Raw genomic sequence first — 19,781 nt, 5'->3', positions numbered from 1 at the left:
ATTATATGTCTGAAAGAATATTCTTGTCATCACCTCATATGGGTGGGACGGAAGAGAAATATGTACAGGAAGCATTTGATACGAATTGGATCGCACCTCTTGGTAATAATGTGAATGAATTTGAAAATCAAGTGAAATCTTATGTTGGGACACCTGCTGCGTGTGCATTGAGTAGCGGGACAGCTGCGATTCATATTGCTTTAGATTTATTAGGTGTTCAACGTGACGATATTGTATTTGTTTCATCACTCACATTTAGTGCAAGTGCTAATCCTGTATTATACTTAGGTGGTAAACCAGTCTTCATTGATTCAGAACGCGATTCTTGGAATATGTGTCCGAAAGCATTGAAAAAGGCATTTGAACAGTATGAACAGAAGGGTCAATTACCGAAAGCTGTTGTAGCAGTAAATCTATATGGTCAATCTTGTAGGTTTGATGAAATTAAGGCAATCTGTGATTCATATGATGTTCCAATTGTTGAAGATGCAGCTGAATCATTAGGATCAGTTTATCAAGGTCAGATGAGTGGTACATTCGGTGATTACGGCATATTTTCATTCAATGGAAATAAAATCATTACCACTTCAGGTGGTGGAATGATTATTTCAGAGTCTGAAGATAATATAAAGTTAGCCCTAAAAAAAGCAACGCAAGCTCGCGATAATGCACCATATTATCAACATAGTATGGTTGGATATAACTATCGCTTAAGCAATGTAAGTGCCGGTATCGGTCGTGGTCAAATGGAAGTATTGGATGAGCGTGTGAATCAGAAGAGAGCGATTTTTGATCGCTATGTTGAAGGACTAAAGGGGATAGACGCGATTGAATTAATGGAAGAATTACCGAACTCTAAGAGTAATCGTTGGTTATCTACCGCGGTCATTAATCCGGATAAAACTGATATAAGACCAAGTGACGTAATTGCTAAATTACAAGAATCAAACATTGAAGCAAGACATGTTTGGAAACCAATGCACTTACAACTGGTCTTTGAAGATAACGACTTTATCTCTATGGATGAAGATATTGCTGCTTACTTGTTTAACTATGGAATATGTCTTCCATCAGATACGAAGATGACAGAAGAACAACAAGAACGTGTGATAGAAATTATTAATTCTTTATTTTAAAATGTGAATGGCTTAGTATAATCATATACTAAGCTTTTTTATTTGAGGCGATATGATGAAAATATCTAAAGTTAAATTGATGGTTATATTTATAATTTTATTATTATTATTTCTTGATAGTTTAAATCTGAATTACTCGGAAAAACCCAAAAAATCTGATGTGATTATTATGTTGGGTGGTGGTGGTCCTGAAAGAATGGAAAAAACTGCTGAATTATATCGTCAAGGGTATGCAAATAAAGTCATGATTTCACCCGTTATTGAACATGAAACATCAACTCAAAGTGTTGCACTTGCAATGAAATTAGGGATTAACAGAGAAGATATTATTCATGAACGTCACGCTTATAATACATTCACGAATGCAACTTATACATTATCAATAGCACAACAGTTAGAGTATGATTCCGCGATTATTGTCTCGAGTGATTACCATATGAAGCGCTCGAAAATGATTTTTGATCGAGAGAATAGAAATCGCTTTGATCTAACTTACGTATCTGCTTTACCTCAAGATGGAACAAGATGGTATATGAAGAAGGATGCATTACAAAACTGGTCTTCAGAACTAAAGAAGTATTGGGGTTATCAGTTTAGGTTGTATAAGTATACAAAGTAAATAAAGGTTGCATCATTTAAAATAAGATGTAACCTTTATTTTAATTTTTATCTCTCAAAAATTATTTTTTTATACTTATCCTCCAAATAGCCAAACCCTCTCGACTGTTCAACCATTCGATAAGACAATACAGACGCGATGAAGATCAGAACGTAACTGATAAATATATTAAGTATATCTGGTGTGACACCGTGCAATAACTTATAAATAAAGATTAAGATTGTGTAGTGGTACAAATAAATACTGAATGAAATCTTCCCGATAAAATGCAACGGCTTAAATAAGAACACTTGCTTGATCGATTCGTTAAATAATAAGCCAATCATCAACATCAGACATGAGATATTCAGTAAATAATCACTAAACCGAAACGCCAAAAACTCCATATGACTTGGTAGTAATGACGATAAATACGGATAAATATCATGATTTGATAAGTAGAATAAGACGACACCGGTGGTGAAAATAATCGATGGGATGTATGTCTTCTTCGACTTAAACCATGCTGTTAATGTGTTTAAGTGACGGGCAAGAAGCATTCCTGCAAAGAAACTTAACGTATAATGAATGAAGTCTGTATACCCACTTAAATTCCCTTTGGCTTCAAATAGTTTGAATGCATTCAACGAAAGTGATGTTATCATGATGATTATGATTGTAATGACAGAATACCGCTTCTTCTTCAATGCAAGCAAGAATAGTGGAAAAACGAGTGCAAACCTGAATTCATGCAACAGTGTCCACACCACTGGGTTATATTCACTCGTGTTGAAATCAAGAATGAGTTGGAAATTATACAAAATATCACTGACTGAAGGGACTTCATGCCATTTACTCTCTGTCACTTGACTATAATATGAACGTTCTTTAAAGAATGTAAAATTGATGACGAGTAATAAAAATAGTACCGTTGTTGCGACAAAGAATGGCTTACCAATCCGCTTCGTTCTCTTGATGATGAATTGAATATATTCACTTTTTGATAAGTTGTAGTGATCTTTTCGCATGAAGGGTAAGGTTAACACAAATCCACTCAGAACAAAGAACAGAATGACCGCTTCATGTGATGCATATGTTAGATACAGTGGTGTATCTGAATACCAATCGGGTAAATCAACCCAATTCATCTTAAATGTGTGGCCAACAAGGACCATCAAACACGCGAGTCCTCTTATACTATCTAATTGTTCATAACGCATAGTTCGATTCACCTCGTTGCCTTTGCCATAGTTTAACTTAGTATTTACCGTTTTAGGATGTAATTAAACATTGTCATACGTTATAATAAAAAAGATTGAGTGATTATGCTAGAATATAACCATACTGACGAAGAGGTGTGAAACGTGAAGAAGATTACGATATTTTGTGTTTTATATATCATTTTAATTCTATTAGCGAGTGTCTTTCTTTATATGAAACTTGATATGCCGATTACGACGAAACAAGTATATCAGTCTAAAGAGATTAATATAAATAACTCTAAAATCGAAGAAATTGTAAATCAATCCGTAGGGAATAAACTAAAAGAAGATTCCCTTAGTGTTGCACATGACACAAATGAAATTAGTCTATCTTATAGTTTGTCAGATTCTAAACAATTAGAACCTGTGACGGAGTCGATCCAACAAGATTTAACAAAAGCGCTAGACAAACCAGTCATCTTGAATCAACAAAACACAACTCAAAATTTTAAATGGCCAATTATTATGTGGGTGAGTGCAATGAGTGCGTTGTTTGTTTTGTTATTACTTTTATTTATGTTGTTTACACCAAAAAAACGTCGCATTCGCTCTGAAGATGATATAAAGAAACACTTGAATAGTCGATATTTAGGTTCGATTTAGGGGGGATATGATGAGAACGTTTAATACAGAGCGCAAAAGTATGACACCAAATACATTGTTACTCGATCGATTAGATTATACGGCACAAATTATCGATGAACACATTACTAGAGGTAGCACGATGCAAGTGTGCATGTTGACGAGTCGCGGCTTGAATGAATTAACGGATAAAGTGATTGCTCACTTAGCACATATTTTGTTATCGAAAGGTCACCGTGTGTTGGTCGTCAATCCGAATATTAAAGAACTGAGTTATAATCAATTTCTCGCACCGAAGCCTCATCACATTGCTGGGAGTATCCAGAACATTGCGTTAAATAAATTTATTGTTGATACGGATTATGAGCAGATCAACTATTTACAAGTGTCAACCAGTGACGGGACGATTGATGAAGATGAGATGCAACGCATCGGTAGTGGAGATGACGCATTGTATACGAAGTATGATATCTGTCTCATGGCAGTCGATACAGAGCATGAGATGTTACGTCAATTTATGCTAAACAGTGCCGATATGAATATTACAATTATCGGGGAAGATAACAACCAAACAAAACCGATGAAACAGTTGATTGAATCACTTCATGCGAATAATGTATACAACATTGGTGTGTTGTTAAATCAATAATAATAGAGAAGACCATCAACATATGTTGATGGTCTTTTTTGTTTATAATATATTATAATTCACAAGCTTTAAACATATTATATGTTAATATTATATTATTAAGTACAAAGGAGAATTCCGTATGAATAATTCAGTCCTAATAGCCCATACAAAAGACCGCGTCGGTGTGACGAGTGAATTAACGTCATTGATTGCTGACGGTGGTTGCAATATCGAACATTTAGATCATTTCTTAGATCATGAATCGTATCAATTTTTCATTCGCATTGTATTCGATCCTTCTAATGAAGTTCACGATGCTATTCATAGATATTTTAACGCACATCCTGACATGCATTATGAACTACATTTGCCGAATCAGCGTCAAAAGATGGCGATTTTTGTGTCGAAGATGGATCATGCGATGATGGAATTAATTTTGCGTGTTCGTGCGGGTGAGATTCCTGTTGAGATCTCGATGGTCATTAGTAATCATGATACACATCGCGATCTTGTTGAGCAGTTCGGCATTCGGTTCCATCATGTACCGTTCAATAAGGAGATTAAAGCTCGTGCTGAACAACAAATGATTGACTTGTTAGATGGACAAGCAGATTTCATCGTGCTTGCACGTTATATGCAAATATTATCACCTGAGTTTATTGAGCGATACAAGTTTAAGATTATTAATATTCACCATAGTTTTTTACCCGCATTTATTGGTGCGAAGCCATATGCACAGGCGTATGACCGTGGTGTGAAATTGATCGGTGCAACAGCACATTATGTAACGAGTGAACTAGATGGCGGCCCGATTATTCAACAAGATGTATTACGTGTCAATCATCGATACACGAAAGATGAACTTGTTGTCGTTGGTCGTCACGTTGAAAATCGAGTGCTAGCCGATGCCGTCATGTGGCATGCTAATCATAAAGTGTTAGTCCATGGTAATAAAACGATTGTGTTGGGTGTTTAATTTTTTTAATTTGGTCTATATACTAAGTAGACAAATTTTAAAGGAGTTAGATATGATGAGTAAAAAAATAGCAGTAGTTGTAACAGACTTAGTTGAAGATATAGAGTTTACTAGCCCGAAAGATGCTTACGTTGAAGCAGGTCATACTGTTGAAACAATTAGTTATAAGAAAGGTTCAATCGAAGGGAAACAAGGTGCATCGTTTGATATTGATAAGACAATCGATGATGTGAAGGCATCTGATTACGATGCGTTATTGATCCCTGGTGGTTTCTCTCCAGACTTACTTCGTGCAGACGAAGAGGGGCGTTTCGGTCAGTTCACGAAGCAATTCGTTGAAGCGGGTAAACCGGTATTCGCGATTTGCCATGGTCCTCAATTATTAATTGATACGGATTTACTAGAAGGGAAAAAGTTAACGTCATTTATCTCAGTTCGTAAAGATTTAGAAAATGCTGGTGCGAATGTGGTTGATGAGTCAGTTGTTGTCGATTCTAATATCGTCACAAGCCGAACACCAGATGATTTAGAAGACTTTAACCGTGAGTCTTTAGCGTTACTTTAAGATTTTGTAAAGAATTTAAGAAAAAACACCTCTTTTTACGATATATATAGTAGGAGGTGTTTTTTCTATGCTCAATTTTAGCGAAGCATATATACTTCATGTCAATGATAGAATTCATTTAAATGAAAGCGATGCGGTTCAGTTATCGAATGTACAGAACGGTATAACGGGTGAGAAATTATTTCTTGAATTTTTTGATGGTTTGAAGGCGGTCGCGATGATCCATGGCTTGAGGCTTGATATTAAAGGTGAAGTTCAATATGACTTCTTATTCATTCAAGAAGGTGAGGTCTATCATTATGAAATCAAAAATTATCAAGGACAATTGGAAGAGCGTAATGGCTTAGTTAAAAATCAACATGGTTATATTTATAAAAATATTTTTCAGCAATTTGATCGAGCGAATGTATTGTTAGAGCAAATATTGAATGAATATCGTGTTGAATCGTACATCGTCTTCATCAATCCTAGCTGTACTATTAAAACTGACCGCCGTGATGTATTGGAATATCAAGATTTGAAACAACGTGTTGAATTTCACCAAGCGAAAAAATCGACATCTCATGATTTTGAATTGGCTAAGCTATTGAAGAGTCATCACTTACATCGATCTAAATATGAACGTATTCATTATTACGATTTTGATCAACTATCACCAGGTGTCAAGTGCCCAGAATGTATGAGGTTTTTTGAGGATTGTTATGGGGGAAGGGATTATGTAAAGTGTAGCTATTGTCACCATAAAATGAGAAAACAAGAATTGATTTTTGAAACAATAAAACAAGTAGAATTACTAAAAAATGATTATTACACAGCACTTGAAATTTCAAAATGGAGTGGCATCAGTAAAAGAACGGTCCATAAGGTTTTAAATCATTATTGTGATTCTTTCGGTTCAAACAGAGCCACAAGATATGTATTGAGAGATGAATTTCGACCAAAAATTTTTAATACAATCAAATAATTTTTTATTGAAATATGATACTTGCGCACAAACCGAATCTGCGCGCATGTACTAGAGGAAAGTGTGGGAATCGGGACCATACTTGCGCGCAAACTGAATCTGCGCGCAAGTACGAGAGGAAAGTGTAGGAATCGAGACCGTACTTGCGCGCAAACCGAATCTGCGCGCAAGTACGAGAGGAAAGTGTGGGAATCGAGACCATACTTGCGCGCAAACCGAATCTGCGCGCAAGTACGAGAGGAAAGTGTGGGAATCGAGACTGTACTTGCGCGCAAACTGAAAATACGCGCACCATATCTAATAAAATGAAACCCAACCTTCATCAAAGGTTGGGTTATTTGATCATGTATGGAATGTAACTTAATGTGTGTAAAAATAGTCCAATGTAGATGAACCATGCAAATTGTAATGGACCAAATAAACTCACAATCGCAAGAATGCTCATGACAAGAATAGTGACTGGAAGGTATTCTTTAATCGCCATGTATGTCATCAACACAACACCAATGACAGAGCAAATAATGACAGCCAAAATTACATTAGGTGATTCAATGAATTGTAACATAAACGGAATCAGATTGAACAATACAATCCGAATGACTAATCCGGTAACATTGAATCTAAAATTACGTCCTGGTGTGAATAGCTTCAAGGATAAAAAACTGACATGTATGATAAACGTTTCCGCTAAAGTGCCCATCATAAATGCAATGAGGTAGATCATTAAATGAGTTAAAATAATTCGGATTTTAGCATAACTTTTCGCTTGTTCGATTCTCTTGATGACGTATTCTGTCATTTTTATCACGCTCTTTAATCTAAGATGTTATATATTATTTATACTAGAAATCTTTCAATAATTCTAGTGGAACGTATGTTTTAAATTTGCTCGCGACACGCACGAACAGTGTTGTTCAATACATATGTGATGGTCATCGGACCAACGCCACCAGGTACTGGTGTAATATATGAGGCTTTGTTACTGACAGAGTCAAAGTCAAAATCACCGACTAATTTTCCATCAACGACTGTATTTCCGACATCAATCGCAATGACTCCATCTTTTAAATGCTCACCAGAAACTAGTCCAGGTTGTCCAACAGCACTAACGACAATGTCTGCTTGACCAAGTAACGACTCTAAATTTTGAGTTTTAGAGTGCGCAATCATAACCGTTGCGGACTCGTTCAATAGCAGTTGTGCAACAGGTTGTCCGACGATATGGCTACGACCAATGACAAGTGCATTTTTACCCGCAATGTCGATGCCTGTTTCTTTAATTAAATGCATGATGCCGAGTGGTGTACACGGTGCAAAAGTATCAATGCCTAAATGCATCTTACCGATGTTTTCGGGATGGAAACCGTCAACATCTTTACTCGGATCAATCGTTTCTAACACTAAATGTTCATCAATATGCGATGGTAGTGGCACTTGGACGAGTATTCCATGGACGCCTGTGTCTTCATTCAACGCTTTAATTTCTTTTAATAACGCCTCTTCAGTAATATCTGCATCGAAATGCTTAATCACAGAATCCATTCCAATCGATTGACATGCTTTATGCTTTGCGTTGACGTATGACTTCGAAGCACCATCTTCGCCGACTAAGACAACCGTTAAGTTCGGCGTTACACCTTTTTCTTTTAATTCACTGACTTGTTGTTTTAATGTTTCGCGATATGATTTCGCGATGTTTTTACCATTTAATAGTTTAGCCATAAATATCCCCCATACTCGAACGTATTGTTTTTTACAAAGACTAATTTACTATAAAAACCGAACGAAAATCAATAATTTATTTATAATATTCGTATTTAGCATTGAAATAGACTTGTAGAATTGTTATTCTTATAATGAAATTATAACACGAATAAGGAGTGTATTCATGAAAGTTGCAATCATTATGGGCTCAAGTTCCGATTGGGAAACGATGAAAGAAGCATGTACGATGTTAAATCATTTTAGTATTCCTTATGATAAGAAAGTTGTCAGTGCGCACCGTACTCCTGAGATGATGATGGAATTCAGTCATCAGGCGAAATCGAATGGTTACAGCGTCATCATTGCTGGAGCTGGTGGTGCAGCCCATTTACCAGGCATGGTGGCAAGCATGACGACGTTACCCGTCATTGGAGTCCCGATTCAGTCGAAAGCATTGAATGGTATGGATTCGTTGCTGTCCATCACGCAAATGCCAGGTGGCATTCCAGTTGCGACGATGTCTATCGGTAAATCAGGTGCGAAAAATGCAGGAATTTTAGCCGCGCGATTGATCGGTATGACAGATGAACACATTAGTACTCAATTAGATGACTACGCACAATCATTGAAAGACAAGGTGGAGGATATGCAACATGACTTACACTAAACTTAAATTTCAAGATACAATTGGCATTATTGGCGGTGGTCAACTCGGTAAAATGATGGCACAGTCTGCTGTTGAACGTGGATTCAAAGTGATTGTGTTAGACCCAAGCGGTGATGCTGTAGCAAAAAGTAGTAGTGATGACTTTGTCCAAGCGGCGTTCGATGACCTTGAAAGCATTAAGCAATTTGCCGCTCGATGCGACGTGATTACGTATGAGTTTGAGAACATTAACGCCGAAGTATTGAATCATTTAACTGAACATTACAACTTACCACAACGCGATGAAGCGATTAAATTACTCCAAGACCGTTATGTTGAGAAACAAACACTGACAAAAGCAGGCGTACATATTGCACCATATCATTTTGTCGATTCTAAATCCTCATTAGATGAAGCAATTGAAACGATTGGTTATCCATTGATGTTAAAGACACAGTTTGGTGGATATGATGGTAAAGGCCAAATTAAAATGACGTCAGACGAAACGTACGAAGAAGCACTTCAACTTATTGATGAAGCGCCTTGCGTTGCTGAACAATTCATCGATTTGAAAACAGAAGTGAGTGTGACAGCAACACGTGGACAAGATGGTCAACTTATATTTTTCCCGTTACAAGAAAATATTCATCAAGATCAAGTGTTATTCCAAACGAAAGTACCTTCGTCATTTATTTCCTATGAAGATAAAGCGCGTGAAGAGGTACAAAAAATCGTAAATGAAGTGCACTTTGTTGGGAGCTTCACGGTGGAATTCTTCATATCACAAGACGATCAATTGTACGTCAATGAGATTGCACCTAGACCACATAATTCAGGGCATCATTCCATTGAATCATGCAATTACTCTCAATTTGATACGCATATATTAGCTGTTGCAGGTTATCCACTACCGGTCATCAAATTATTATCCCCAGCCATTATGATTAACTTATTAGGTCAACAGGTTATTGACTTCGGTGAAGATGTATTAAACATAGAAGGAAGCCATGTTCACTTCTACGGTAAATCAGATGTAAGACCGAAGCGCAAAATGGGACATGTCACATTTTTATCTGAGCATTTAAACGAACTTGAGCACCGTGTGCAACAATATTTCAAACTTTAGGAGGTCACGACTCGTGGAATTATTATATGAAGGTAAAGCTAAACGTATTTATAAAACAGACACTCCAAATGAACTGCACGTTCAGTATAAAGATGATGTTACTGCTGGAAATGGTGAGAAACATGACATTATGGAAGGAAAAGGTCGATTAAATAACGAAATTTCGAGCTTGATTTTCGAATATTTGCATGACTTTGGCATTGAATCACACTTTATTAAGAAATTATCCGACACGGAGCAACTTGTCCGAAGTATGAAGATTATTCCGTTAGAAGTGGTCGTACGAAATGTTGCGGCGGGAAGCATTACGAAAAGGTTGCCGTTTGAATCAGGTCAACCATTAAATAAGCCGCTCGTTGAGTTTTTCTATAAAGATGATGCATTAGGTGACCCACTCATAACAGATGCACATGTGAAAGCATTGAATATTGCAAGCGACGTAGAAATTGCAGCATTAAAAACGAAAGCGTTAAAGATTAATGAAGCACTCATTGAATTGATGGATAAAATGAACTTACAACTCGTCGACTTCAAAATTGAATTCGGCAAAGATGACCAAGGGATTATTACACTTGCCGATGAAATTTCACCAGATACTTGCCGATTATGGGATAAAGATACGAAAGAAAACTTCGATAAAGATGTTTATCGTAAATCAACTGGAAACTTACTCGATGCATACGAAGCATTCTACAAAAAATTAAAAGGGGCTGTCTTATAATGAAACACGTTGAATTAAATGTTAGGTTACAACCACAAGTATTAGATACTCAAGGACAAACATTAACACGCGCGGTACACGATATGGGTTATGAGCAAATTGACGACATTCGTGTTGGTAAAGTATTAACGTTTACAATCGATGAAAAAGATGAAGCGAATATTGAGGAAGTCGTCAATACACTATCTGACAAACTATTTGCAAATACAGTGATTGAAACATACGACTATACGATTAAAGATTTAGAAAGTGACGTGGAGTAATATGAAATTTGCTGTCATTCGATTTCCGGGGTCTAATTGTGACCGTGATATGTACAATGCTGCCAAAAAGATTGACTGTGAAGTAGAATACGTAGATTATCGTAAAACGAGCTTAGAAGGATTCGATGGTGTTCTCATTCCAGGCGGATTCAGCTTCGGTGATTACTTACGTAGTGGGGCAATGGCCAAAGTTGCTCCGATTATGGATGAAATTAAACGCTTTGCCGATGAAGGTAAACTTGTTCTTGGTGTATGTAACGGATTCCAAGTGTTGACTGAAGCGAGATTGTTACCAGGCGCTTTGATTCATAACGATCATCATCAGTTTATTTGTCGTAATGATTCAATTCGTGTCAACAATCATTCACAATTCACTCATTTATATGACATCGGAGAAGACTTAACGATTCCAATCGCACATGGTGAAGGTCATTACTATTGCGATGATGAGACGTACCAATCACTTGTAGACAATCATCAAATTATGTTTACTTACAACGATAATCCGAACGGATCTTATAAAGATATCGCAGGTATTACGAACGAACAAGGGAACGTGCTTGGCATGATGCCACACCCAGAACGTGCGTTGGATCAATTACTATCAACAGATGATGGATTGAAGTTATTCCAATCAATGATCACACCATATGAGAAGGGAGAATAACGATGAGTCAATTTATTGAACCGACAATAGAACAGATTAAAGACGAAAAGTTATATCAAGAGATGGGGTTGACAGATCAAGAATTCGATAAAGTCCAAGAAATTTTAGGTAGATTACCGAATTATACTGAGATTGGTATTTTCAGTGTGATGTGGAGTGAACATTGTTCATACAAACATTCGAAGCCATTTTTGAAGCAATTCCCGACAGATGGAGAACATGTCTTAATGGGGCCAGGTGAAGGAGCCGGTGTCGTTGACATTGGTGACGATCAAGCGGTCGTCTTCAAAGTTGAGTCGCATAACCATCCATCAGCGGTTGAGCCGTATCAAGGGGCTGCAACAGGTGTCGGTGGAATTATTCGTGATATCGAAAGTATCGGAGCTAGACCGGTTGCATTACTGAACTCATTACGGTTCGGTGAGCTAACGTCTAAAGAGACGAAACGACTATTTCGTGGTGTTGTCAGTGGTATTGGTGGATACGGTAACTGTATTGGTATTCCGACGATTGCTGGTGAGATTGAATTCGACCGTTATTACGAAGGGAATCCACTCGTCAATGCGATGTGTGTCGGTGTCATTGATCATCAAGACATTCAGAAAGGGACTGCGAAAGGTGTCGGTAACTCAGTCATTTACGTTGGATTAAAAACTGGTCGAGACGGCATTCACGGTGCAACGTTTGCATCAGAAGAACTTAGTGAAGAGTCAGAATCAAAACGACCATCTGTCCAAATTGGTGACCCATTCGTTGGAAAGAAGTTAATGGAAGCGACATTAGAAGCCATTCAAACAGAAGGACTGGTCGGCATTCAAGATATGGGTGCAGCGGGTCTAACATCAAGTTCATCAGAGATGGCAGCAAAAGGTGGCTCAGGCATTCACTTACAATTAGAAAAAGTGCCAACACGTGAACATGGCATCTCACCGTACGAAATGATGTTATCTGAAACACAAGAAAGAATGCTTCTTGTTGTAGAGAAAGGTTATGAGCAAAAGTTCTTAGACTTATTCGATCACTACGAATTAGACAGTGCAGTCATTGGAGAAGTGACTGATACGGATCGATTCGTCTTAACATACAATGATGAAGTGTTTGCCGATATCCCAGTGCAACCGTTAAGTGATGAAGCCCCTGTATATATTTTAGAAGGAAAAGTAGAAACATTAAGCCCGTCTATACAATACGATGAATTAGATATCGAACAGCTAACGACTCAGCTCATTCAACATCCAACGATGGCGAATAAGTCATGGGCATACGAGCAATATGATTCACAAGTTGGTGCGAATACGATTCGTAGAAGCGGTATCGAAGCAGGAATTGTTAGAGTAGAAGGTACGAATAAAGCCCTTGCGGTGAGCATCGATGGTAAAGCAAGACACGTCTATAGTGATAATACAGTCGGTGGTGAATCCGTTGTATTAAGTGCTTATCAAGATTTAATTGCAACAGGTGCTAAGCCGTTAGCAATGACCGATTGCTTAAACTATGGAAATCCTGAGAAACCACATATTTACGCTCAATTACAGAAGTCAACTGAAGGGATGGCCAATGCATGTCGTATCTTGAACACACCTGTCGTGAGCGGTAACGTTTCATTATATAACGAGACACCTGTTTCAAGTATTTTACCAACGCCAGTTGTCGGGATGGTCGGTTTAATTGATGATGTTGAATACTTAAAAGACCAACAGGTTAAAGTTGGAGACTATATTTATGTCGCGGGATCTTTAACAGAAGAACTTGCAGGCTCTCAAGTTGAGAAATTATTATCTGAAGAAATTTCTGCGATGAATACATCAATTGATTTAGAACACGTGAAGACAATGAGTGAGGGCATCAGAGCATTGATTGTAGATGGTAAGATCAACCATGTACGTCCAATCGGCCGTGGCGGGTTCGTTGTGAAGTTAATGCAAACATTATCACACTTTGATTTATCAGCGGATATTGACGTAGATTATTCAGCGTCTCAATTATTCTCAGAAGTTGCAGGGAATTATATCATCTTCTCATCGACTGAATTATCAAATGACGACTACACATTTGTCGGTCGAATTACGGATGAAGATACGATTCGTTTAACACAGCAAGGCAATACAATAACGTTTGATCAACAGACGATTAAGTCACATTGGAAGGGATCCATCGAATCATGTATGACATCAAAGGCTTAAATGAAGAGTGTGGAGTATTTGGCATTTATGGACACGATAGTGCTGCAACATTAACGTATATGGCACTTCATGCATTGCAACACCGTGGTCAAGAAGGTGCTGGCATTGTTGCGAGTAATGGAGAAAATTTATTCGGTGCACGTGGCATGGGATTGTTACCTGAAGCGTTACCTGAACAAAAAGTAAAGTCACTTGCATCGTATAAAAATGCAATCGGCCACGTTCGTTACGCAACAACCGGTGCAAGTGAGCTAAGTAACGTTCAACCGTTCTTATTTAAGAGTCATAAAGGTGATTTAGGTCTTGCACATAACGGAAATTTAGTGAATGCAAAAAAGGTTCGCGATGCATTAGAAGATGAAGGTGCAATTTTCCAAACTTCATCCGATTCTGAAGTGCTTGCGCATTTACTCGCAAAGAGTAAAGCGGCAACGAGAAAAGATAAAATAAAACATGCACTGAAACAAATTAAAGGCGCATTTGCATTTGTTATTTTACACGAAGATTCATTAACGGTTGCATTAGATGACCATGGTGTTCGACCATTAATGCTAGGTGAGGTTGATGGTGCGTATTGTGTTGCGAGTGAGACGTGTGCGTTTCATGCGATTGGAGCGACATACATTCGTGATATTATGCCGGGTGAAGTGTTGACGATTACAGAAGATGGCATCGATGAAGATCGTTACGTTGATACGACATACCCGAATATGTGTTCAATGGAATATATCTATTTCGCAAGAGCAGACAGTGAATTTCATCAGAACTCTATTTATCGTATTCGTAAAGCACTCGGTTCTGCACTCGCTGAAGAGATGGGAGATATTGATGCGGATATGGTCATCGGTGTACCGGATTCATCCCTTGCAGCGGCGAAAGGGTTTAGTGCACAGTCAGGTATCATTAATGAGCAAGGGCTATTGAAGAATCGGTATGTCGGTCGTACGTTTATTACACCAGATCAAGTGATGCGAGAACGTGCGGTACGAATGAAGCTTTCACCGGTTTATGATTTGGTTAAAGATAAAAAAGTGATCGTCATCGACGATTCAATCGTTCGTGGAACAACGAGTAAATATATTGTACAAGCACTGAAAAATGCAGGAGCGAAAGAAGTGCACATGGGTATTTCATCACCACCGCTTAAAAATCCATGTTATTACGGTATTGATGTGTCAACGCATGCAGAAATTATCGCATCGAAAAAAAGCGTCGCAGAAATTCGAGTTGAAATTGGCGCAGATAGTTTAACGTATTTATCAGTTGATCGTATGCACGATGTATTCAAACAGTTTGGATCACGCGGTCAATGTGACGCATGCTTTACAGGGAATTATCCAATTGAAATCATTGATCATATTTTGCCACAAGAAAAAGATCGTAAAGTGAAAGGGGTCTAGTCATGAAAGATCAATATAAAGCGGCAGGTGTCGATATTGAAGCAGGTTATGAAGCGGTCAATCAAATGAAGTCGCATGTCCAACGTACGATGCGTAAAGAAGTTCTTGGTGGGCTTGGATCGTTTGGTGCTGCATTTGACTTAGGTCAGCTCAATATGAAGCATCCGATTTTAGTATCAGGGACTGACGGTGTTGGAACGAAGCTTAAACTAGCGATTGATTACAACAAGCATTCCACGATTGGTATCGATGCAGTCGCAATGTGTGTCAATGACATCTTAACGACAGGTGCAGAACCGCTATACTTCTTAGATTACTTAGCATTAAATAAAGTCGAACCGGATATGGTTGAATCAATCGTTGCGGGTGTTAGTGAAGGCTGTGTCCAAGCAGGTTGTGCATTAATTGGTGGGGAAACTGCTGAGATGGGAGATATGTACGACGTTGGAGATTATGACGTTGCAGGATTTGCGGTAGGTGCCGTTGAGAAGGATCAATATATTCATCACGATCAAGTGAAACCGGGACAAAAATTAATCGGTATACCATCATCAGGCATTCATTCAAATGGTTACTCACTTGTGCGTAAAATTATAAAGGATCAAAAGATCGACTTACAAACGACGTCACTTGAAGGAAAAGCATTAATCGATGTGTTGTTAGAACCGACAAAAATTTATGTCAAGCCAATTCAAGCGTTGTTACAGTCTGTTAAAGTGTATGCAATGAGTCATATTACTGGTGGTGGCTTTATCGAGAACATCCCTAGAATGTTGCCAGAGCATGTTGGTGTCAATATTTCGACTGAACAAATTAAATTACCTGCAATTTTTAATTATTTACAACATGAAGGGAATCTTGACACATTAGGAATGTATGATGTCTTTAATATGGGAATTGGATTCGTTGTCGTCGTTGATGAGGTAAATGTTGAGAAAACAGTTGAATTACTTCGTGAAAACGGCGAAGAAGCGGTTGTCATTGGTGAAGTAACGAATGAACCGACAATGATCATTGATGGTAAGGAGATTCAAGATGACGAACATTAGTGTCTTTGCATCAGGGAATGGAACGAACTTTGAGAAGATTATGAACTATATCGAAGTCGGTTATTTCAAAAACATTCACGTGACAAGTGTCGTGACAGACAAAGCAGATGCAGGAGTGATCGAACGTGCAAAAAAATATGACGTGCCTGTACACATCATTTCACCGAAAGATTTGCGTAATAAACGTCAATATGAAGTGCATATTTTGACCATTATGCGTAAAGAGCAAGTTGAATGGATTGTACTTGCAGGCTATATGAGACTCATAACATCTGTATTGCTCAATGCATTTGACCGTAAAATATTGAACATTCACCCTAGCTTATTACCAAGTTTTCCTGGTAAAGATGCGATTGGTCAAGCGCTTGATTATGGTGTCAAAGTGACTGGTGCAACAGTGCATTATGTAGATAGTGGAATGGATACAGGCGAAATTATTGCCCAGTCAAGTTGTGTCATTCACGATGATGATACGAAAGACACATTACAGTTAAGAGTTCAAAATTTAGAATATGAAATTTATCCACAAACGATTAAACAATTAATCGATCAATAAGGAGAATCTATTATGAGTTATGCATTATTAAGCGTATCAAATAAAGAAGGTATCATTGATTTCGCCAAATCACTCGTTGAATTAGGGTATGACATCATTTCAACGGGGGGAACGTTTAAAGCATTACAAGAAGCAGGCATCAAAGTGACGCCGGTCAGTGATGTGACGCAATTCGAAGAGATAATGAATGGTCGTGTCAAAACGTTACACCCTAAAATTCACGGTGGTATTTTGGCAGATCGCCATAATGACGAACACGTTCAAGCAATGGACAAACACCACATAACACCGATTGATATCGTCGCGGTGAACTTATATCCATTCGAAGAAACAGTTGCAAAAGAAGGTGTCACTGAAATGGATGCGATTGAGAATATCGATATTGGAGGGCCGACGATGTTAAGAAGTGCTGCAAAGAACTTTAAACACGTATTAACAATCGTTGATCCGAGCGATTATGATGAAGCAATTGAACGTTTGAAATCTGGCGATGATATGGATGCGTATCGCAAAGAGAAAATGATCAAAGTCTTCAATCATACGTATCATTATGATCAAGCCATTGTAGAATTTTTCAGCGGTGCTAAAGCGTCATTACGTTATGGTGAGAATCCGCATCAACAAGCTCATCTTGTTCGCACGAATGCAACACCGAATACAATTTTAGGTGCGGTGCAACACCATGGTAAACCGTTAAGTTATAACAACATTAAAGATGCAGATGCTGCGTTAAATTTAGTAAAACAGTTTGACCGTGCAGCAGCAGTTGCTGTTAAGCATATGAACCCATGTGGTGTTGGTGTTGGTGATTCTATTGAAGAAGCATATGATCGTGCATACGCCGCAGATTCAATGTCAATTTTCGGAGGCATTGTAGCGCTCAACCGTCCAGTGACTAAAGCGTTAGCGGAGAAATTACACGAGATTTTCTTAGAAGTGATTATTGCACCAAGCTTTGATGATGAAGCGATTGAAATTTTAAGCCAGAAGAAAAACATTCGTCTACTTGAAGTAAAAATGGATGTCGATGAAGATGCGACTGAATTTGTATCAGTTTCTGGTGGTTACTTAACGCAAGATGTAGATCAAGCATTTGCCCGTCGTGAAGATATGCAAGTCGTAACGGACAAACAACCAACTAAAGCGCAATGGGAAGCTGCGTTATTAGGTCTTAAAGTCGTTAAATCTGTAAAGAGTAACGCTATTTTATTATCTTCACCGACCCATACGGTTGGTATCGGGGCAGGTCAAATGAACCGTGTTGGTGCGTTGAAAATCGCAATAGAACGCGCAACCGAATTAAATGAAAACATCGCCTTAGCAAGTGATGGATTTTTCCCAATGAGAGATACGGTGGACCTTGCTGCTGAGCATGGCATTCAATGTATTATTCAACCCGGTGGATCAATTAAAGATCAGCAATCGATTGATGCGTGTAATGAGCATGGCATCGCGATGATAACAACAGGAATGCGTCATTTCAAACATTAAGGAGGGGTTTTGTATGAAAGTATTAGTCGTTGGAAGTGGTGGTCGTGAACATGCCATTGCCAAAAAAATCAACCAATCTCCACTTGTTGATACGTTATATTGTGCACCAGGGAATGATGCGATGAAGTCTTTTGCAACGTGTGTCGATGATCATAATATTGTTCAATTTGCTCAAAATAAGTCAATCGATTGGGTCATTATTGGACCCGAAGCACCTTTAGCTGAAGGGTTAGCAGATCAACTAACGGATGCAGGTGTAAAAGTGTTCGGACCGAATCAAAAAGCAGCGCAAATGGAATCGAGTAAAGATTTTGCGAAGCAATTAATGGAAAAGTATGATATACCTACAGCGAATCATATTACGGTTAACTCTTTAGATATTGCATTAACTCGATTGGAAGAATTTACTACACCTGTTGTTATCAAAGAAGATGGTTTAAAAGCGGGTAAAGGTGTCGTCATCAGTGAAACGATGGAACATGCTCAGAAAACACTTGAAGAAATTTATGCAGTCGATGAAAAAGCTGTAGTTGTATTAGAACAATTCCTTGAAGGTGAAGAGTATTCGTTAATGGTGATGGTCAATGATGAAACGTTTAAAGCATTTGATATCATTGCTCAAGATCATAAACGTGCACATGATGGAGATCAAGGACCGAATACAGGGGGAATGGGTGCCTATGCACCGGTTAATCACTTACCGAAAGAAGTCATTGGTGATACTATAACGAAGATTGTTAAACCTACAGTAGATGGAATGAGTCAAGAAGGATTGAATTTCTTCGGAATATTGTATGTCGGATTAATTTGGACAACTGAAGGACCGAAAGTGATCGAATACAATGTACGACTTGGTGATCCTGAAGCACAAGTATTGCTTGAATCGATGACTTCTGACTTTATGCAACATATCATCGATTTGCATGACGGGCGTGAAGTATCGATGTCATTCAATGATCAATATACATTAGGTGTCATGATGGCATCTGTTGGATATCCAGGGTCTTATGATAAAGATGTCTTAGTGAAAGGCTACGAAGGTCAAGATCATATTTTAATCAGCGGGTTGAAACAAGACGGTAATGACTGGAAAACAAATGGTGGACGTGTGTTATTAGTATTGGGTCAAGGAGATTCATTAAAAGCTGCAAAAGATCAAGCATATGAACGTGTGAATGAAATCGAAAGTGACGGATTGTTTTATCGAAAAGATATTGGGGATAAAGGGATATAATTATTATAGTTTTCGAACATTTATAGT

At 38.1% G+C, this 19,781-nt stretch carries 21 protein-coding genes; 18 read left to right on the top strand and 3 right to left on the bottom strand.

Features of this window, described 5'->3' with window-relative positions:
• Positions 1 to 5: 5 nt before the first annotated feature.
• Positions 6 to 1,136: an aminotransferase class I/II-fold pyridoxal phosphate-dependent enzyme gene (locus EDD62_RS04595; protein WP_123807709.1), complete on the top strand. Its 1,131-nt coding sequence runs from the start codon at positions 6 to 8 to the stop codon at positions 1,134 to 1,136.
• A gap of 55 nt (positions 1,137 to 1,191) precedes the next feature.
• A complete protein-coding gene (locus EDD62_RS04590; protein ID WP_123807708.1) occupies positions 1,192 to 1,755 on the top strand; it encodes a YdcF family protein in 564 nt (187 codons plus the stop codon).
• Between the two features lie 47 nt (positions 1,756 to 1,802).
• Here EDD62_RS04590 and EDD62_RS04585 read toward each other — a convergent pair whose 3' ends face one another.
• Positions 1,803 to 2,954, bottom strand: a complete 1,152-nt coding sequence (locus EDD62_RS04585; protein WP_123807707.1) for an acyltransferase family protein — start codon at positions 2,952 to 2,954, stop codon at positions 1,803 to 1,805.
• 144 nt (positions 2,955 to 3,098) lie between these two features.
• On the opposite strand from EDD62_RS04585, the gene EDD62_RS04580 reads away from it, so the two are divergent.
• The 5 genes from EDD62_RS04580 to EDD62_RS04560 all read left to right on the top strand — a co-directional run bounded on the left by EDD62_RS04580 (position 3,099) and on the right by EDD62_RS04560 (position 6,714).
• Positions 3,099 to 3,599: an Asp23/Gls24 family envelope stress response protein gene (locus tag EDD62_RS04580; protein ID WP_148086837.1), complete on the top strand. Its 501-nt coding sequence runs from the start codon at positions 3,099 to 3,101 to the stop codon at positions 3,597 to 3,599.
• Positions 3,600 to 3,609: 10 nt separating this feature from the next.
• Positions 3,610 to 4,227 (top strand): hypothetical protein, encoded by a 618-nt coding sequence (locus tag EDD62_RS04575; protein ID WP_123807705.1) that lies wholly within the window; start codon positions 3,610 to 3,612, stop codon positions 4,225 to 4,227.
• 121 nt (positions 4,228 to 4,348) lie between these two features.
• Complete coding sequence (purU, locus tag EDD62_RS04570; protein WP_123807704.1) at positions 4,349 to 5,185, top strand: formyltetrahydrofolate deformylase; 837 nt, start codon at positions 4,349 to 4,351, stop codon at positions 5,183 to 5,185.
• Positions 5,186 to 5,240: 55 nt separating this feature from the next.
• Positions 5,241 to 5,750, top strand: coding sequence for a type 1 glutamine amidotransferase domain-containing protein (locus EDD62_RS04565; protein ID WP_123807703.1), 510 nt, complete (start codon positions 5,241 to 5,243; stop codon positions 5,748 to 5,750).
• 67 nt (positions 5,751 to 5,817) lie between these two features.
• Positions 5,818 to 6,714, top strand: a complete 897-nt coding sequence (locus EDD62_RS04560; RefSeq protein WP_123807702.1) for a nuclease-related domain-containing protein — start codon at positions 5,818 to 5,820, stop codon at positions 6,712 to 6,714.
• A 334-nt stretch (positions 6,715 to 7,048) separates the two neighbouring features.
• Here EDD62_RS04560 and EDD62_RS04555 read toward each other — a convergent pair whose 3' ends face one another.
• Together EDD62_RS04555 and EDD62_RS04550 are read right to left on the bottom strand one after the other, a co-directional pair.
• Positions 7,049 to 7,513, bottom strand: coding sequence for a hypothetical protein (locus EDD62_RS04555; protein WP_123807701.1), 465 nt, complete (start codon positions 7,511 to 7,513; stop codon positions 7,049 to 7,051).
• An 80-nt stretch (positions 7,514 to 7,593) separates the two neighbouring features.
• On the bottom strand, positions 7,594 to 8,436 hold the full coding sequence (locus tag EDD62_RS04550; RefSeq protein WP_123807700.1) for a bifunctional 5,10-methylenetetrahydrofolate dehydrogenase/5,10-methenyltetrahydrofolate cyclohydrolase: 843 nt from the start codon (positions 8,434 to 8,436) through the stop codon (positions 7,594 to 7,596).
• A 166-nt stretch (positions 8,437 to 8,602) separates the two neighbouring features.
• On the opposite strand from EDD62_RS04550, the gene purE reads away from it, so the two are divergent.
• Genes purE through purD form a run of 11 tightly spaced genes read left to right on the top strand, consistent with a single transcriptional unit; the run spans position 8,603 to position 19,754 of the window.
• Positions 8,603 to 9,085, top strand: coding sequence for a 5-(carboxyamino)imidazole ribonucleotide mutase (gene purE / locus EDD62_RS04545; protein ID WP_123807699.1), 483 nt, complete (start codon positions 8,603 to 8,605; stop codon positions 9,083 to 9,085).
• Complete coding sequence (gene purK / locus EDD62_RS04540; RefSeq protein ID WP_123807698.1) at positions 9,072 to 10,190, top strand: 5-(carboxyamino)imidazole ribonucleotide synthase; 1,119 nt, start codon at positions 9,072 to 9,074, stop codon at positions 10,188 to 10,190. Before purE ends, purK begins: the two co-directional genes overlap by 14 nt.
• Positions 10,191 to 10,203: 13 nt before the next feature.
• The gene (gene purC, locus EDD62_RS04535) at positions 10,204 to 10,911 is read left to right on the top strand and encodes a phosphoribosylaminoimidazolesuccinocarboxamide synthase (protein ID WP_123807697.1); all 708 of its coding nucleotides are present in this window, start codon (positions 10,204 to 10,206) and stop codon (positions 10,909 to 10,911) included.
• Positions 10,911 to 11,174 carry a phosphoribosylformylglycinamidine synthase subunit PurS gene (purS, locus tag EDD62_RS04530; RefSeq protein WP_077139997.1) on the top strand — a complete coding sequence of 88 codons (264 nt, stop codon included), beginning with the start codon at positions 10,911 to 10,913 and terminating at the stop codon, positions 11,172 to 11,174. The genes purC and purS overlap by 1 nt, the downstream gene beginning before the upstream one ends.
• Before the next feature lies 1 nt (position 11,175).
• Positions 11,176 to 11,841, top strand: a complete 666-nt coding sequence (gene purQ, locus EDD62_RS04525; RefSeq protein WP_123807696.1) for a phosphoribosylformylglycinamidine synthase subunit PurQ — start codon at positions 11,176 to 11,178, stop codon at positions 11,839 to 11,841.
• 2 nt (positions 11,842 to 11,843) lie between these two features.
• Positions 11,844 to 14,024, top strand: a complete 2,181-nt coding sequence (gene purL / locus EDD62_RS04520; protein WP_123807695.1) for a phosphoribosylformylglycinamidine synthase subunit PurL — start codon at positions 11,844 to 11,846, stop codon at positions 14,022 to 14,024.
• The gene (gene purF, locus EDD62_RS04515) at positions 14,003 to 15,424 is read left to right on the top strand and encodes an amidophosphoribosyltransferase (protein WP_123807694.1); all 1,422 of its coding nucleotides are present in this window, start codon (positions 14,003 to 14,005) and stop codon (positions 15,422 to 15,424) included. The genes purL and purF overlap by 22 nt, the downstream gene beginning before the upstream one ends.
• 2 nt (positions 15,425 to 15,426) lie before the next feature.
• The gene (purM, locus tag EDD62_RS04510; protein ID WP_123807693.1) at positions 15,427 to 16,473 is read left to right on the top strand and encodes a phosphoribosylformylglycinamidine cyclo-ligase; all 1,047 of its coding nucleotides are present in this window, start codon (positions 15,427 to 15,429) and stop codon (positions 16,471 to 16,473) included.
• Positions 16,460 to 17,029, top strand: a complete 570-nt coding sequence (gene purN / locus EDD62_RS04505) for a phosphoribosylglycinamide formyltransferase (RefSeq protein ID WP_123807692.1) — start codon at positions 16,460 to 16,462, stop codon at positions 17,027 to 17,029. The genes purM and purN overlap by 14 nt, the downstream gene beginning before the upstream one ends.
• Before the next feature lie 12 nt (positions 17,030 to 17,041).
• Entirely contained in the window at positions 17,042 to 18,520 is a 1,479-nt protein-coding gene (purH, locus tag EDD62_RS04500) for a bifunctional phosphoribosylaminoimidazolecarboxamide formyltransferase/IMP cyclohydrolase (protein ID WP_123807691.1), read from the top strand.
• A 13-nt stretch (positions 18,521 to 18,533) separates the two neighbouring features.
• Complete coding sequence (purD, locus tag EDD62_RS04495; RefSeq protein WP_123807690.1) at positions 18,534 to 19,754, top strand: phosphoribosylamine--glycine ligase; 1,221 nt, start codon at positions 18,534 to 18,536, stop codon at positions 19,752 to 19,754.
• Positions 19,755 to 19,781 lie beyond the last annotated feature (27 nt).

This window comes from Abyssicoccus albus (assembly GCF_003815035.1).
Taxonomy (GTDB): domain Bacteria; phylum Bacillota; class Bacilli; order Staphylococcales; family Abyssicoccaceae; genus Abyssicoccus; species Abyssicoccus albus.
This window is presented reverse-complemented; position numbering and strand designations above follow the sequence as displayed.

Bases quoted from the DNA above. Each gene is read 5' to 3' on its own strand.
- EDD62_RS04595 (WP_123807709.1), top strand. From the start codon at position 6: ATGTCTGAAAGAATATTCTTGTCATCACCTCATATGGGTGGGACGGAA.
- EDD62_RS04590 (WP_123807708.1), top strand. From the start codon at position 1,192: ATGAAAATATCTAAAGTTAAATTGATGGTTATATTTATAATTTTATTA.
- EDD62_RS04585 (WP_123807707.1), bottom strand. From the start codon at position 2,954: ATGCGTTATGAACAATTAGATAGTATAAGAGGACTCGCGTGTTTGATG.
- EDD62_RS04575 (WP_123807705.1), top strand. From the start codon at position 3,610: ATGAGAACGTTTAATACAGAGCGCAAAAGTATGACACCAAATACATTG.
- purU (WP_123807704.1), top strand. From the start codon at position 4,349: ATGAATAATTCAGTCCTAATAGCCCATACAAAAGACCGCGTCGGTGTG.
- EDD62_RS04565 (WP_123807703.1), top strand. From the start codon at position 5,241: ATGAGTAAAAAAATAGCAGTAGTTGTAACAGACTTAGTTGAAGATATA.
- EDD62_RS04560 (WP_123807702.1), top strand. From the start codon at position 5,818: ATGCTCAATTTTAGCGAAGCATATATACTTCATGTCAATGATAGAATT.
- EDD62_RS04555 (WP_123807701.1), bottom strand. From the start codon at position 7,513: ATGACAGAATACGTCATCAAGAGAATCGAACAAGCGAAAAGTTATGCT.
- EDD62_RS04550 (WP_123807700.1), bottom strand. From the start codon at position 8,436: ATGGCTAAACTATTAAATGGTAAAAACATCGCGAAATCATATCGCGAA.
- purE (WP_123807699.1), top strand. From the start codon at position 8,603: ATGAAAGTTGCAATCATTATGGGCTCAAGTTCCGATTGGGAAACGATG.
- purK (WP_123807698.1), top strand. From the start codon at position 9,072: ATGACTTACACTAAACTTAAATTTCAAGATACAATTGGCATTATTGGC.
- purS (WP_077139997.1), top strand. From the start codon at position 10,911: ATGAAACACGTTGAATTAAATGTTAGGTTACAACCACAAGTATTAGAT.
- purQ (WP_123807696.1), top strand. From the start codon at position 11,176: ATGAAATTTGCTGTCATTCGATTTCCGGGGTCTAATTGTGACCGTGAT.
- purL (WP_123807695.1), top strand. From the start codon at position 11,844: ATGAGTCAATTTATTGAACCGACAATAGAACAGATTAAAGACGAAAAG.
- purF (WP_123807694.1), top strand. From the start codon at position 14,003: ATGTATGACATCAAAGGCTTAAATGAAGAGTGTGGAGTATTTGGCATT.
- purM (WP_123807693.1), top strand. From the start codon at position 15,427: ATGAAAGATCAATATAAAGCGGCAGGTGTCGATATTGAAGCAGGTTAT.
- purN (WP_123807692.1), top strand. From the start codon at position 16,460: ATGACGAACATTAGTGTCTTTGCATCAGGGAATGGAACGAACTTTGAG.
- purH (WP_123807691.1), top strand. From the start codon at position 17,042: ATGAGTTATGCATTATTAAGCGTATCAAATAAAGAAGGTATCATTGAT.
- purD (WP_123807690.1), top strand. From the start codon at position 18,534: ATGAAAGTATTAGTCGTTGGAAGTGGTGGTCGTGAACATGCCATTGCC.